We start from the raw sequence: 14,315 nt of genomic DNA on the forward strand, positions 1-14,315 counted from the left end.
TTTCACTAGCGGTTAAAAGTCGCTTTCCCTTGCGTAAGGAAAGCGGCTTTTTTAGTTTGATTTGTTAATAAGCTTTTCACTTAAAATTACGTTGACTATTCAGTTGAACTGTATTATCTTGTTATTAAGTTGAACTATATAGCTGAACTGAATAGAGGATGAGAATATGAAACATAAATTATTACCGCTGTCTGAAACCATGCATTATATTTTATTAGCTCTGCGCGAGCCGCTCCATGGCTATGCCGTCATGCAGAAGATAGAAGAGATAAGTAACGGCTCTGTTATTTTAGCGGCTGGTACATTATACGGTGCGATTGAAAACTTGAATAAGCATGGCTGGATCGAACCTGTTGGAGAGTCAGGCCGGAGAAAAGTTTATAGGATTACTGCGGAAGGAAGCGAAATTTTGAAAATAGAACAAAACAGGCTGCTGCATATTTTATCCCTGTACGAAGGAAGTGAATCGAATGAAGAAATTTAAGATGTTTTTTGATATTGAAAAAGAGGAGCTCTGGCTGAACGAGCAATTGCAAAAAGGCTATCGCTGTACAAATATTAGCGGATTGGGCATATACACTTTCGAAAAAACAGACAACAAATATGTGATGCGGCTCGATTATCAAGATTATTTTTCAAAGAAAAAGTTTGAAGGTTACAAAGGGTTATATGAAGATTTCGGCTGGGTTTATATAAATGGGCCGTGGCTTGGCGGAATTCGATATTGGCAAAAAGAGGATGATGGCCAAAGTCAAATCTTCTCGGATCGCCAATCAGAGAGTCATTATTATAGAAGGCTGATGGGGTATTCATCTGGTTTGGGGATACTGTTATTGTCTTTTTCGTATATGATTTACAAGGATTCAGGCCTATATTTAGCCGAAGGTCTTTGGAGTATGGAAGGTGCATTATTTTGGAAATCCTTTATATTTGAGACTCCATTTGTCCTTTTGAGGCTGCTTCCAGTCTTTATGGCTGTGTTCTTCTGCATCAGTTTCTATAAAGCTTATCGTAAGTATACAATGTTAAATGAGAAATAGTTTACTGTCCCAGGGGGATGGTGGACAATAAACCTGTCCCTTTTTATGACCGAAAATGAAACTTTCCCTTCTGGATATTCGTAAACTATTAAAAGGGGGAACTGGTTTTGGAAGAAAATACCAGTAGGTTTGATTTTTACTCGGCCATAATTATTTCAGTGATAGCGATAGTTTTAATGATCAGGAACATGTTAGCGGACATAGATTTCTTTTCCGTGACCAATGCTTTGGCTGTTTTTGCTCTAGTAGTATCCCTCAGGCAGTTATATACCCTAACCATGTCATCCCGAAAAGGGGAACCATCATGAATTTGTTCACATTGGCTCTGGCCGGATTGAATGCCTTCGATATTTTATTTCAGCTTTTGGCTTTTGCCTTTTTATTGACCATTCCTGGGATCCTTGTCATCTTCTTTTTTATTTTCAAGAGAAGAAACGACAGGTTAAAGCGAATGGAAGAAAAGCTGGATCAAATCCTTTTTAAAATGGAAAGCAAAAATAAATAGGGTTGGTGTATGGCGGGAAGCTGGTGTGCAGAATGAATCTGTGCACTTTTTTTATTAAACCAAAGGAGCTTGTGGAGGTTCGGACACAAAAGACAGGAGAGGACGAGATAGAGTCAGAACCTGGTCTAACTTCGGACACAAAAAACAGGAAAGCGAGAGTCAGAGTCAGAACCTGCTCTAACTTCGGACTCAAAGTGCAGGAAATCGAGAGTCAGAGTCAGAACCTGGTCTAACTTCGGACACAAAAAACAGGAAAGCGAGAGTCAGAGACAGAACCTGGTCTAACTTCGGACACAAAAGGCAGGAAAGCGAGAGTCAGAGTCAGAACCTGCTCTAACTTCGGACTCAAAGTGCAGGAAATCGAGAGATAGAGTCAGAATCCAGTCCAACTTCGGACACAAAAGGCAGGAAGCCTGCATTTAGAGTCAGAACCCGTTGTTAATCTGAAAAAATCCCGTACACCGCCCCTCTGCAAAAAAAACCAACTGTTAAGAAATTTGTAATAACTATATAATGTTTTGTTTAGAATCTTTGTTTATACTTCTTTCAAGACTATCAAGCTGGGTTCAACCCGGCTATTATGATAAAAAACCGGGGTGACTGGATGTCCATAAAAAAACGATTGATTTTATCGAATATAGGGATGGTGCTGCTTCCTGTTGCTTTATTTTTGCTGCTGGAAATGGTCATTGGGTATATATTGTTCTATCCTGTGAAAGGTTCAGTGGATCAGGAGGATCTTGAATTTTTCCGGTCGATTCGGATTTATCTGCTGGTCGGGGTGCTCGTTTTGACCAATGGAATCCTGACTTTCCTTGTTTCGAAAAGCATCATTGCTCCGCTTCTCCGGCTGAAGCAGTCGGCAAATGATATCAGCAGAGGAAATCTGGATACAGAAATAGTGGTTTCCGGGAAAAAGGATGAGCTGAACGAACTGGCCATGGCGTTTGAAAGCATGAGAAGCCGATTGAAGGAAGCCGCAGCGATGCAAAAGCAGTATGAAGAAAATCAGAAGGAATTGATTGCAAGCATTTCCCATGATTTAAAAACTCCTTTAACGAGCATAAAGGGCTATATCCGCGGCCTGGCAGATGGTGTGGCGAATACGCCGGAAAAGATGGAACGATATTTGGGCACAATTGAAAAAAAAGCGGATGATATGGAAGCTTTGATTTCGGAGCTTCTATTGTATTCCAAGCTTGATTTGCCGAATGTTCCTTATGATTTGAGGGAGCTGGATTTAGCGTCCTACTTTGATGATTATCTCGAGGAGCTTCGGTTTAATCTGGCGGGACAGCCTGTCAGTCTCCGTCTTGAGTGCGAGCCGAATCAATCGTATCGGGTACAGGCTGACAGGGAGAAATTGAATCGCGTTGTTGGCAATATTGTGCAGAACAGCTTGAAATACATGAAGGAAGAAAAGAAAGAATTAGTCGTCAGGCTGTCGTCAAAAGCGGAGGACGTCACGGTTGAAATTCAGGATAATGGTGCTGGCGTTTCACGCGAAGAGCTTCCTCATTTATTTGACCGCTTTTACCGTACGGATGTCTCCCGGAATTCTGCCACAGGCGGCAGCGGGCTGGGTCTGGCCATTGTGAAAAAAATCATTGAAGGCCACGGGGGGACCGTTTGGGCAAATGGCGGAACCGGACAGGGGCTTAGTATCTTTTTCACGTTAAAAAAGGGGGGAAGATGATTGGAAAGAATCTTGATCATTGAAGATGAGCCCAGCATTGCTGAGCTCGAACGGGATTACCTGGAACTGAACCATTATGTGGCAGATATTGCAGCAACGGGTCAGGAAGGGCTGGAACGCTTAAAAACCAACGCCTATCGGCTGGTGCTGCTGGACTTGATGCTTCCGGATATGGACGGTTATGAAGTCTGCAGGAAAATCAGGGAGGTTTCAGAGATACCCATTATTATGGTGACGGCAAAAAATGAGGACATTGATATGATCAGGGGATTGGGCCGGGGAGCAGATGATTATATTGCCAAGCCTTTTAATCCCAATCAATTGATCGCCAGGGTGAAGGCGCATATAGTCCGGTATGACAGGCTGACTTCCAGCGGTCCCGGCAAGGACGAAGACATCAGGATTGGGGATTTGATGATTCAGCCGGGTACACGGAAAGTATTTGAGGGCAATCAAGAAAAAATCCTTACGGCCAAAGAGTTCGACCTGCTGCTGTTCATGGCTTCCTCCCCGAACCAGGTCTTCAGCAAAGAGCATCTGCTCGAGCAGGTGTGGGGATTTGATTTCTATGGGGATGTCACAACCGTGACAGTTCATATCAGAAGGCTGAGGGAGAAAATTGAAAAAGACCCATCCGAACCGGATTATATCGAAACGGTTTGGGGCGTGGGCTATCGGTTTAAACGGTAAGAGCGTATAGATTTTCTATGCGTTCTTTTTTTATTTCTGGATTTAATATTTCTGTAAGAATTTGATAAGAGTGCCGTTAGAACCTCTGCTTAGAATGGGTTTTGTAAATGAAACAGCAGAGGAGATGAAAGAAAATGCCAAAAAGAACATTGGCTGAAAATAGTTATATAGGATTGGGCTTGGTATATCTGGGCTGCCTGCTGATTCAGTTTTTGCTGGCGGGGATGTCGATCTTTGGTGATCCGTCCAAATGGGCCGCCCATAAAATGTTGGTGCATTTGTTTGGCTATGCCATTCCGGTGCTGATGATGCTGAGTGCGCTGGCAGGAGGATTTTTTAAAAGGATTTATCAAGAAATGATAGCGGTTTTTCTGCTGCTGTTTGCCATGTATTTCACTGCCAATATGGGCTGGAAAATCAGCTGGCTTGGAGCGTTCCACCCGGTTGCGGGATTACTGTTTCTTGGGGCAGGCGCGGCTGCGGTCCGAAAGGTATGGAAGCCGAAGGAGCCTGTTCGCTCCAAAGAAAAAAACAGAGGGCTGCTGGTTTGGGTATTGGCTGGCGCAGCCGGCGGATTAACAGCAGGTGTTATTTTATCTAATCTGATTGGAAACATTAGTTTCTATTTATTCGATCAGCCAGTGGGGATTAAATTTCTGCCGTTTTATCTGGCTGCCTTATTCGCGGTGATGGTACCTGCCTGGCAGTATAAGAAGAAATAAAAGAAGAAGGAGGAAAAGCAATGAAGCAAAAACTGACATATTTCTTTATGGTTTCATATTTATGGATCACCTTTATTATGCTGGGGGCTTTTATACTGGAGGTATTCATGGTGTATCCGAATATTTTTCATAACGTGCCGGAATCGTTTGAGGTTTCGATGGACTTTATGGAGGCTGCGAGTCCTCATACGTTTTTCCCGCCGCTTGGGTTAGCGAGCTGGATCACTGGGGCTGGGGCGCTGATTCTGGTGTGGAAAATAAAATCTGCCCGAAGCTGGGTTCTGGGAAGTATCCTTGTTATGATTCTCCTGGGGCTCGTCTCCATGATATTTGAATGGCCGCGGAATGAAATAATGTTTATTGATGGGCAGAGTGTTCATTCAGTGGAATTTCTAAAACAGACAGCAAGAGAGTTTCTGATGATCAATTGGATCAGAGTAGCGTGCAATACGATTGGCGCTGTCATGGTGTTTGTGGGATTTTTAAAGTTTTATAAGAACCAATTGCATGAAAGAGAGTAGGCAAATGGAAAGGGACAGGCGGGCCTGTCCCTTTTTTAATCGATTATTTCCCCGCACCAGGGCCAACACGGCGTGTAACTGTATCCGTTTTGGCAGGATCGGTTTCTGAGGTGCTTGTAAATGTAAGGTTTGTCGGTACAGGCTTGGTTTTTGGAATTTTCACGTAAACTGGAACTTCCACTGTTTCCCCGGCTTGCACCTCAATCACATTATGCTCCAGCATGATTTCCCAGCCGGCTTCGTTCTTAGCATTGAGGCGGATAAGATCCGCAGCATTGCCCGTATTGGTTACCTTGAAGGAATAGGCTGCCACCTTGCCTGGAGCGGCAAATTGGACTCTGCTGTTTTCAGCTGAGATGCCTCTTGTGGCCGGGCCTGACTCATCCATATGGCGGACGGCGACACGATAGGAGAGGGCTCCTTCGTTATCAAGCTTTTTATTTAAAATATAAAAGTGAAGACGGTTATGCTCGTCCTTATATTCGCTGACAACCCCATCTGCTGTGCCTGCCTTGAAGAGAGAATCGGAAAGCTGTCTGTAATCCCCTTTTGAATACATAGCTTCTGTTCCGTCAGGGCGTTTAAAGTCAACCTTGTTAATGTCTTCTGCATGAGAGTCGATGACCCAGATATTTGGTGCTGCTTCCGTATTTTTGGTTTTGGCAAGAAGAACGCCGGAATCTGGGGTGAAGGAGTCGAATCCTACACGGTCCACTACTTCCACCGTATAGTTGTTATACCATTTTTCCCCGCGCTGCATGTCCGCACGCCAGTCGTCCTCAAGTGAATTTTTTGGCGTCAGATCTTCCATGCTGATGTTGATGCCGTGAAGGGCATTACGGCCAAACTCTTCACCGGCCGGTACCGCACGTGCCAGGATATCAGTAAAGACAGGTCCGGATTCAGCCAATTCCTCCCGGCTGATGTTCAAGTACTGGTCTTCCGATAAGAAGCCTTGCTTGATTTTGTTTCGGAGCATGTGATGCGCCGGCGCTGATCCGCCCAGGGTAGGAAGGACCATCCATCTTGTATGCGGCCCTGCAGGACCATTGAAGCTTCCGCGGCTCATTAATTCCCATGGTCCGGAATAAGAGCGGGAAACAGGCTTTCCATATGGATTATTGTAGTTATCCCCCAAATTCATAATATGGCCAAATTCATGAGCGAAGGTTCCCATTCCATCGTTTTCACCCTGGATGGAAACACCCCGGCTTGCACTGGACCAGATGCTTTTTGCAGCAAGCCATGAAGTCCAAGGGACATAGCGGGTATTGGCGGAATTCGGGAATCCTTCAAAAGGCGGGCCAAATTCCTTCGCCACATCTTCTGCTGTTTGGAACATCATTTCTCCAAACTCCTGCCAGACACCTGATTCATCATATCCGGCATGCAGGATGAAGGTGAAATCGTAATTTTTGCCTGAAGCTGCGATATCAGCTTGTGCCTTTTCTATTGCTTCAGATCTTAAATTTTTTGCCTGATACTCTTCAGGCATGTTGGATTGCTGCCCAAATTCGTTCAGTCCGTACTGGAATTCATTGTGGTCCATCCGATAGGTTCCGAATGAATCCAGTTCAACAGCCCATTTGCCATACGAATTTTCTCTCCAATATTCATTGATGGTCCGATGATTATTCAGCGGCTGCGGCTTGTTCAGGAAATCCACCCAGAACTGGCCGATTTCATCGCGCGGGATATTGCCGGTGCCAATAGGGTTGCCTGCGACTTCAGATCCTTCCGGCTGGCTTAAAATAAACTCCCGGTCAGGAAAATCGACAATGACAAGAGCTCCCCGTAATACTCTTTCAGGCTCAATATCAGCCGTACGCCAGTCAATTCCCGGCACCGGCCGGTAATCTTCCCAGGTCATATCCTCAGGAAGCTCCCAGGACTGCCCATCTGCGGGTTCCGGGAAATCTTCAAGACCCGGCTTTTCTGCATAAGCCGCAGAAGAAATGGTCATTAAAAGCAATGTAACAAAGAAGATAAAAGATTTTTTCAATTGCCTCATTTTATTTCGCCTCCCTTAATTCTAGTATTATGGTAAATTATACAATTTTGTTTCGGTATTAAAAATATAAAATATTTAAAATATTCAAAATGATAGAGAAGACCTAAGACTGGATTCCTGTAATAACGAAAAGCAGAGGGAAGCGGTAGTCTAAAACTGCTATATTTAAAGAGAAGGGAAGCTTTCTAAGCAGGAGGGACATATGAAATTAACTATCTTTTATTCAATGCCAGGGGATGACATCTTAAAAGGAATCATGCAACTTCATAGGAACATATTCGGCGACTCTGAAGACTTAGTCAGTAAGATGAAAAGCAAATCTCATTTGCTGGTGCAGACAGCTATGGCTGAAGAAAGAGTGATTGGGTATAAAATGGGATATCCCCTTGATGATGATACCTTTTATAGCTGGTTAGGCGGAGTAGACCCTGAATACAGGGAGAACGGGATTGCTTCCATGCTAATGGAAAAGCAGCATGAATATTTAACAGAAATGGGATTTAAGATGGTGCGGACGAAGACGATGAACAAATGGAGAGGCATGCTGATTTTGAATATTAAGCATGGATTTGATGTTATTGAAACTTACACGGATGAAAAAGGACTGCATAAGATCGTGCTGGAGAAACGATTGCAAACTTAAGGCTGCCGAAAAAGGACAGCCTTTCTTTATTTGTTCATGAAATATTCATAATTACCGGAATAATATTCATTCACCCTGTCTTTTTGGGGGTCGCGAACCTATATATATATATGAAAGGGTTGCGATTCTCGAATCTGCCAAACCGAATCTAGCAGAATTCGAGCATTAAAAATAGTGGAGGGATGTATATGAGTTCACTTTTAGTAGATGAAAGGCCTATGTTAATTCTTCCGTCATTGGCGGAAAAGGTGGGATTGAATGAGGCGGTGCTCATTCAGCAGATTCATTATTGGCTTGTGAAGAGCGGGCATGTAAAAGAAGGGCGCAAATGGATTTACAATACATATAAAGATTGGAAGAAGCAGATGCCATTTTGGTCCCATGCGACGATTGGACGTACCATTCGTTCCCTTGAGGAAATGGGGTTTTTGATATCTGCGAATTTTAATGCCAGTAAGATGGATAAGACCAAGTGGTACACGATTGATTATGAAAAAATAGCTGAATTGGAAGCATCACTTGGAGTAGAACATCGAGTATCTCAAGTTGAAGAAATGAATATAACAGATTGCAACCCCGTGGATGACAATGTGCAACAGCCAGTACCAGAGAGTACTACAGAGACAACAACAGAGAAAAAATATATCCCTTATGCTGAGGTTATCGAATACCTGAACAGCCAAACCCATACTGCATATCGGACAGGCTCGAAGAAAACGAAGAAGCTGATCCGGGCCCGGTGGCTGGAGGGATTCAGTCTCGATGATTTTAAAAAAGTGATCGACCTGAAGGCGGAGGAATGGCTGCATGATCCTTACTGGAGAAAGTTTCTGAGGCCGGAAACGCTGTTTGGCTCCCGCTTTGAATCGTACTTGAATCAAAAGCCGCTTGGTAAGCTGCTGCGGGAGGAGGACTTTAACCTTGATGACTAAACGGGATACGTATACGCTGCTAGAGCTGATTGCCGGTTATTACGAGCAGTTTGAGGTGAATCAGCAGAAAATTGATAACTGGCACGAGGTGCTGCAGCCATATGAGGTTGAAGAACTTCGCCTGAATTTGTATCGGCATGTGGAGGTGTCACCTTATCCGCCGAAGATATCGGATTTGGTGCGGAAATCTGCGGCTGTTTCCAGAGCGGTTCCGGATTGCCGGGATACGGCCTATGTTGTGCCGATATCCTGGAAGCCGGCAAGAGAGGAAGTGATTCAGGCAGAGCTGGCGAAAATGCGGGAGATACTCGGAATAGCCAGGGGGGAAGCCTGATGCAAGGTTACGGGCTCTACAGCCAGGAGGCAGAAGAGGCGACAGTGGGAGCGCTGTTTTTGGAGGATGGGCTTATCAAAGACTGTACGCTGCGGCCGGAACACTTTTATTTAGCGAGACTTAAGCGGCTGATGACGATTATCCTGCAGCTTGATGCGAAGGGGAAGCCTGTTGATGTGATTTCAGTTGTGGAGGAAGCGGGCCCTCACAATCTTGAGAGCATTGGGGGAATCGGCTATATCACCCAGATTGCCGGTAGTGTTCCGACAGTGGCGAACTTTACATTTTATCAGGATACGGTTCTTGAATATTACCAGAAGCGCAAGGCTGTCGAAATTGCGGGGCGAATTCAGGAAAATGCGCAGACTGGAGATATCTCCTGTACCTTGAGGGAGGGTATTCAGGAGCTCATGCAGATAGAAGATCACGTTGGTGATGATGACTTGGGGGAGGTTCTGCCTTCTTTGGTGGAGCTTTACGGGGAATCGGAAAAGGATCTGGGGGAAATGACCGGGATTCCGTCTGGTTTTAGGAATCTGGATAAGCTGACCGGCGGATTTCAGGAATCTGATTTGATAATTGTCGGAGCGAGGCCCAGTGTCGGGAAAACAGCCTTTGCTCTAAATATGGCTCTGAACGCGGCTGGTCAGGATGCGGCTCTTATTTTTTCACTGGAGATGTCCAAAAAGCAGCTCCTGAAAAGGATGATCAGCTGCAAAGGGGAAATCAGTTCGATTAAAATGAGAAACCCCAAGCGCTATTTCGGTGAGGGGGACTGGTCTCAATTTTCCGATGTGATGGGGGCGTTTGGTGAGGTGAAGCTGCATATTTTCGACCAGGCGGGAATGGATATCGGGTACATCTGGTCCAAGGTCAGAAAAGCACGCCGGAAGTACGGGGAGGGTAAACGGATGCTGGTGGTGATTGATTATCTGCAGCTGATTGCGGGGGATCCCAGGCATCAGAACCGTCAGGCGGAGATCAGCGAGATCAGCCGGAAGCTGAAGACGATGGCAAGGGATTTGAATGTAGCGGTCATTGCCCTGTCACAGCTGAGCAGGGGCGTGGAGAGCAGGCAGGACAAGCGGCCGATGCTATCAGATTTGCGGGAGAGCGGGCAGATTGAGCAGGATGCAGATGTGATAGCGTTTTTATACCGTGATGATTATTACTATAGGGAATCCGACCGCAAGGATACGATTGAGATCATCCTCGCCAAACAGCGGAATGGGCCGATTGGGACAGTACGGCTGGCGTTTATGAAGGAGATTGGGAAGTTTGGAGATCTGCCGCCGGGGGAGTTAGGGTGAGCGAAGCGAATTGGATGGAATGCACATTTGGCATAAAGAGTTTGAATACATGAGAGGTACTAATCGAGCAAAATAGTTTAGCGAGCGGCATTAATCACGTAAAATAGTGCTCCTCAGATTGGAAGACCGACGACGAGCAACGCAACCGCAACCGATTGGTTCCCCTGATTTTAGCAAAATTATCATGCATTCCCGCCTGACCTGAAAAAGGGACAGCCTCACTGTCCCATCAGGTTGTTCTTAAGTACCCTTCATTTTGGATGTCTATGTTGAATTGGATATCAGATTTCAAGTTTGGATAGTAAATGGACCGCCAGTTTTTCAGCTCTTTTCGGTCGATTTTAGTGCGATACAATTGGCCTAAGCCCAAAATATCTGCTTCGCTTTCCTGGAGTGTGGCTAACATGCTGCTGAATCGGCTTGACAGGAGATGGCTCAATTCTTTCTTGATCATGACACTGGATGTTTTGCCTCTTGTTTCAAGTACGACAACCTTTAGGTTTATTCGGCTCTTCAAAACTGGCTGTTTATCAGTCAAGTCAGTATGGTGGTCCATGGAGTTGCCGATGATCATGACACTTGCGTGATTCAGGACTTCAATTTGTCCATGGGTGCTTTCATTATTAAACGCGTTAAATAGCAGGGTTTCGTCATTACTGATCTGCTCCACCATCTTTCCGTTTTTAATAACGGCAGAGCCTGCTTGTTCGTAAGTTGTCGTTTCTCCCGTCACAATCAGGGGGATAGCTACATCTCGTGTATAGGAATGGATGCTGCGGTAGACTTCCCATATCCTTGTAAGGGCAATCTCCGGATTCCAGCCTGCATTTTTTTCGAAATAATCGAACATGTTGGTTCCTTTAAGATTCTTTGATTCTGAGAGTATCGAAAAAAATTCATCCATGTTCTGGTCACAAATCGTGACTAGTGCTTTTGGTGATACCTCCCGTGATCTCATGAAACCGGCGATGATGTCTTTCATGCCTTTCTCCGCTGTTTTCCGCTCAATCATGATGACTTTTACATGAAGCAGATCTACGCTGGTTTCCATGTTTCGGCTGATGACATCAACCGCGTGGGAAATGGTCTTCCCCGTACCGGATACAATCTTTACTTCCATAGACCCTTCCACAGGCTCAGGGATTTTTAGGAAAACCTTGTATTGATCGTCTTCAACAGTAGAAATGCCAAGGACAACAGGAAGTGTCCGATGATTGATATCCCTAATATCCCAGCAGCCGGTTAATGTCATCATTGCCAGAAGGAGACAGACAGTAATAGGGGCTTTAGATTTTAAATTAAATGGTTTCATTTTTACCCTTCCTCTTCATGCGGCGTCCAAAGAAAAAGATTGAAAATGGAATGGCTATCAAAATGTAGAACCTCAGGAACGTATTCCACCAAAATAATTTCTCGACATCTTTCCAGTCCGGGATTAAAAAACATGAAAAATAGACTGCGGCAGATAGGGCGAGCAACAATTTTACCGGTTTAATGGAAGGAAAGTAATGACTTAAGATTCTGATTGTTTTCCAGGATACAAGGGCAAGGTAAAGCATGATAAAGGAGATGAGGCTTAACAGAAAAAACATCGTGACCCTGTCGAACATCAGCCAATTAATATTAATGGCATCCACTGCCACAACATAGGGCAGGAAGGTTGTAGCTGAGGTGGCCTGCCCAAAAGTCAGGACCGGAATATAGACTGAAAAAAGGAAAAAGGGAATAAGAAAGGCGGCAGCCCATAATACATATTTTCTGTCATAGGAGAAATAAGGCTGGACAAAACCGAGAAACAGAAAGCCTCCGGAAAAAGCAAAAAAGCTTTCCAAGTATGTTCTCTTTATAATGAAACCGAGATCTGCATCTAAAGGAACTAAGTACCTCCAATCCACGTTTTGAAAAGAAGTGAAGAAAATAAAGATGATGATAGGAAGAAATAAAAGGGATAGGAGGAGTCCTGTGCGAAAAATCGTTTCGACTCCTTTGGCTGCTATATAGGTCGAAATAGATATCAATAAGAGCATGATGGCCCATAAAGGAGTGTTTGATAAAAAGACAATAGTAATGATTTCGGCATAGGCCCGTAGCGTAATTAATAAAATCATACTGAAATATAAGAAAACCGGGGCGATAAAAAGGACCGCTGTGCCTTTTCCGATCCCCGCATAGATGCGAATGATGTCTTTTTTCGGAAAATAGCTAAGTCCCTTCATATAAATAGAGATGAAAATGAAATGAATGATCACGCCGACCAGAACAGGAAGCCAGTGGCCCTGTTCTGTACTTGAAATCACATTGCCCGGATACATAAAGAAAATCAGGCCCAAATGGCTGATGATGTACATCAGCATGACATGCAAACTTTTATCCGCCATTGCTTTCATTCCCTTTTACATTTAAGTAGAGATAGGACTTTCCATAGGTATTGAGGCTTGCCAGGTAAGCGCCAATGAAAACCAAGCCGGCAACCAGCCCTAAGATGCCAAATATTGCCGCGAGAAGCACAATGGCGTACTTGAACAGCCGAATGGAGACAGCATTCTGAAACCCGACGATGGTTGAATTGGCAATGGTTGTGGCGGCAAGAATGATGATCAGCAGATTGCTGACTAATTTTGCTTCCACGGCAGCCTGTCCCAGGATAATTCCTCCGACCATTGTAATGGTGGGGCCAATGGATTTCGGCAGCCTTACACTTGCTTCCAGGATTAATTCAAGGATGACAAGCATGAGAATAATTTCTACCAAAGCCGGATAGGGAACCCCTTCACGGCTTTGGGCAACTGATAAAGCAAGCTGAATCTGCAATACTTCAGGGTTGACTGAGACCAAAGCCACATAAAGCCCAGGACTGATCAGCGTCACCAGAATGCCGATGATTCTGATAATCCTAATGGCAAACATAATAGGAAGAGGAAAATTCCGGTCATTTTCAATAGCAAACATATCCCAGAACAGACTTGGGAGAATGAGAGCAAAAGGCAATCGATCTACGAACAGAACGACTTTTCCTTTTTTCAGATTCTGAACCGCATGATGGGGCAGCTCAGTCGTATTAAACTTTGAAATCGCATTCCAAGACGGAAACCCCAGCATTTTGGCAATCCCCTGCAGATCACATGCTTCCATTTGGATATTTTTTTCAATATGATCACGAATGCTGTTAACCAGATTCACATCCGCTTGGCCGTCTAAATACAGCAAGGATAATTTGTTTTTGCGGCTGCAGCCGGCTAAAAAAGAGTCGATTCTGATTTCGTCTGAATTCATCAGTTTTCGGACGATGCCGATATTAGTATCGATTCCTTCTGTAAAGGAATCCAATGCCCCTTGAATAACATTTTCATTTGTGGGTGAATCAATCGAACGATCGAGCATAGCGGATACAGGCTCCATAATGATAAAACGGTCGGTGTTTTCAAAATGGATTACCAGCTTGCCTTCATAAATGGATGAAATGGCTTTTTGGACATCCCCTTCAAACACTTCCCCAATGGCCCGCCATAAATCCTCAGCAGGCTGATTCTGCAAAAGGATACTCTCCGCATGTTTGTGAAGCACCGTTCTCGTTTTAATAAAATCGATGAGTGTATTAAATCCCAGCAGCATCACGGCAGAATCGGCTAGATAGTCCCTTTGAAGATGAAAATCTCCGTTGTTCCCAAGCTCTGCTTTTATTTCATTAATAAATCGATCCATTGCGGGTTACCCTTTCGTAAAGACATAAATATTATTAACTTTCGCTTGCTGGAAAATTTTATTCCTAAAAAATTTATTTGGAGTTTTAGCCCTCGGCTAAAAAAGAGAGGGGTGGACATCTTAAGCCTTTAAAGTGTTAATATAGGCGACTTTTCATAAGTGAAATGTCCAGTGAATGGCAATAATCAATCCAACTATCCCCCTCAAAT

General features: G+C 44.3%; 16 protein-coding genes. 12 read left to right on the forward strand and 4 right to left on the reverse strand.

Features of this window, described 5'->3' with window-relative positions; genetic code table 11:
* Positions 1-166 precede the first annotated feature (166 nt).
* The 8 genes from NAF01_RS04005 to NAF01_RS04040 all read left to right on the forward strand — a co-directional run bounded on the left by NAF01_RS04005 (position 167) and on the right by NAF01_RS04040 (position 5,174).
* Positions 167-484, forward strand: a complete 318-nt coding sequence (locus NAF01_RS04005; RefSeq protein ID WP_163144970.1) for a PadR family transcriptional regulator — start codon at positions 167-169, stop codon at positions 482-484.
* The gene (locus NAF01_RS04010; RefSeq protein ID WP_250801822.1) at positions 471-1,040 is read left to right on the forward strand and encodes a DUF2812 domain-containing protein; all 570 of its coding nucleotides are present in this window, start codon (positions 471-473) and stop codon (positions 1,038-1,040) included. The genes NAF01_RS04005 and NAF01_RS04010 overlap by 14 nt, the downstream gene beginning before the upstream one ends.
* A gap of 107 nt (positions 1,041-1,147) precedes the next feature.
* A complete protein-coding gene (locus NAF01_RS04015) occupies positions 1,148-1,348 on the forward strand; it encodes a hypothetical protein (RefSeq protein WP_163144968.1) in 201 nt (66 codons plus the stop codon).
* Positions 1,345-1,545: a hypothetical protein gene (locus tag NAF01_RS04020; RefSeq protein WP_250801823.1), complete on the forward strand. Its 201-nt coding sequence runs from the start codon at positions 1,345-1,347 to the stop codon at positions 1,543-1,545. The genes NAF01_RS04015 and NAF01_RS04020 overlap by 4 nt, the downstream gene beginning before the upstream one ends.
* Positions 1,546-2,149: 604 nt before the next feature.
* Positions 2,150-3,241 carry a sensor histidine kinase gene (locus tag NAF01_RS04025; protein ID WP_250801824.1) on the forward strand — a complete coding sequence of 364 codons (1,092 nt, stop codon included), beginning with the start codon at positions 2,150-2,152 and terminating at the stop codon, positions 3,239-3,241.
* Positions 3,242-3,931: a response regulator transcription factor gene (locus tag NAF01_RS04030; RefSeq protein WP_250801825.1), complete on the forward strand. Its 690-nt coding sequence runs from the start codon at positions 3,242-3,244 to the stop codon at positions 3,929-3,931.
* Between the two features lie 134 nt (positions 3,932-4,065).
* The gene (locus NAF01_RS04035; RefSeq protein WP_250801826.1) at positions 4,066-4,653 is read left to right on the forward strand and encodes a DUF5957 family protein; all 588 of its coding nucleotides are present in this window, start codon (positions 4,066-4,068) and stop codon (positions 4,651-4,653) included.
* A gap of 20 nt (positions 4,654-4,673) precedes the next feature.
* Entirely contained in the window at positions 4,674-5,174 is a 501-nt protein-coding gene (locus NAF01_RS04040; RefSeq protein ID WP_250801827.1) for a DUF1772 domain-containing protein, read from the forward strand.
* A gap of 43 nt (positions 5,175-5,217) precedes the next feature.
* Here the strand turns inward: NAF01_RS04040 and NAF01_RS04045 are convergent, their stop codons facing one another.
* Positions 5,218-7,185 carry a M6 family metalloprotease domain-containing protein gene (locus NAF01_RS04045; RefSeq protein ID WP_250801828.1) on the reverse strand — a complete coding sequence of 656 codons (1,968 nt, stop codon included), beginning with the start codon at positions 7,183-7,185 and terminating at the stop codon, positions 5,218-5,220.
* Positions 7,186-7,387: 202 nt separating this feature from the next.
* On the opposite strand from NAF01_RS04045, the gene NAF01_RS04050 reads away from it, so the two are divergent.
* From NAF01_RS04050 to dnaB, 4 genes are all read left to right on the forward strand, one after another.
* The gene (locus NAF01_RS04050; protein ID WP_204260562.1) at positions 7,388-7,828 is read left to right on the forward strand and encodes a GNAT family N-acetyltransferase; all 441 of its coding nucleotides are present in this window, start codon (positions 7,388-7,390) and stop codon (positions 7,826-7,828) included.
* Between the two features lie 188 nt (positions 7,829-8,016).
* Positions 8,017-8,760 (forward strand): conserved phage C-terminal domain-containing protein, encoded by a 744-nt coding sequence (locus NAF01_RS04055; protein WP_197246961.1) that lies wholly within the window; start codon positions 8,017-8,019, stop codon positions 8,758-8,760.
* The gene (locus tag NAF01_RS04060) at positions 8,753-9,094 is read left to right on the forward strand and encodes a replicative helicase loader/inhibitor (protein ID WP_250802417.1); all 342 of its coding nucleotides are present in this window, start codon (positions 8,753-8,755) and stop codon (positions 9,092-9,094) included. Before NAF01_RS04055 ends, NAF01_RS04060 begins: the two co-directional genes overlap by 8 nt.
* Positions 9,094-10,404, forward strand: a complete 1,311-nt coding sequence (gene dnaB, locus NAF01_RS04065; protein WP_250801829.1) for a replicative DNA helicase — start codon at positions 9,094-9,096, stop codon at positions 10,402-10,404. Before NAF01_RS04060 ends, dnaB begins: the two co-directional genes overlap by 1 nt.
* Before the next feature lie 229 nt (positions 10,405-10,633).
* On the opposite strand, the gene NAF01_RS04070 is transcribed toward dnaB, so the two are convergent.
* From NAF01_RS04070 to NAF01_RS04080, 3 genes are read right to left on the reverse strand one after another with little or no spacing between them, the layout of a single operon-like run.
* Positions 10,634-11,716 carry a Ger(x)C family spore germination protein gene (locus tag NAF01_RS04070; protein ID WP_250801830.1) on the reverse strand — a complete coding sequence of 361 codons (1,083 nt, stop codon included), beginning with the start codon at positions 11,714-11,716 and terminating at the stop codon, positions 10,634-10,636.
* A complete protein-coding gene (locus tag NAF01_RS04075; protein ID WP_250801831.1) occupies positions 11,703-12,782 on the reverse strand; it encodes a GerAB/ArcD/ProY family transporter in 1,080 nt (359 codons plus the stop codon). Before NAF01_RS04075 ends, NAF01_RS04070 begins: the two co-directional genes overlap by 14 nt.
* Positions 12,772-14,106, reverse strand: a complete 1,335-nt coding sequence (locus NAF01_RS04080; RefSeq protein ID WP_250801832.1) for a spore germination protein — start codon at positions 14,104-14,106, stop codon at positions 12,772-12,774. The genes NAF01_RS04075 and NAF01_RS04080 overlap by 11 nt, the downstream gene beginning before the upstream one ends.
* Positions 14,107-14,315 lie beyond the last annotated feature (209 nt).

It is taken from the genome of Cytobacillus firmus (genome assembly GCF_023657595.1).
Lineage (GTDB): Bacteria > Bacillota > Bacilli > Bacillales > Cytobacillaceae > Cytobacillus > Cytobacillus firmus_B.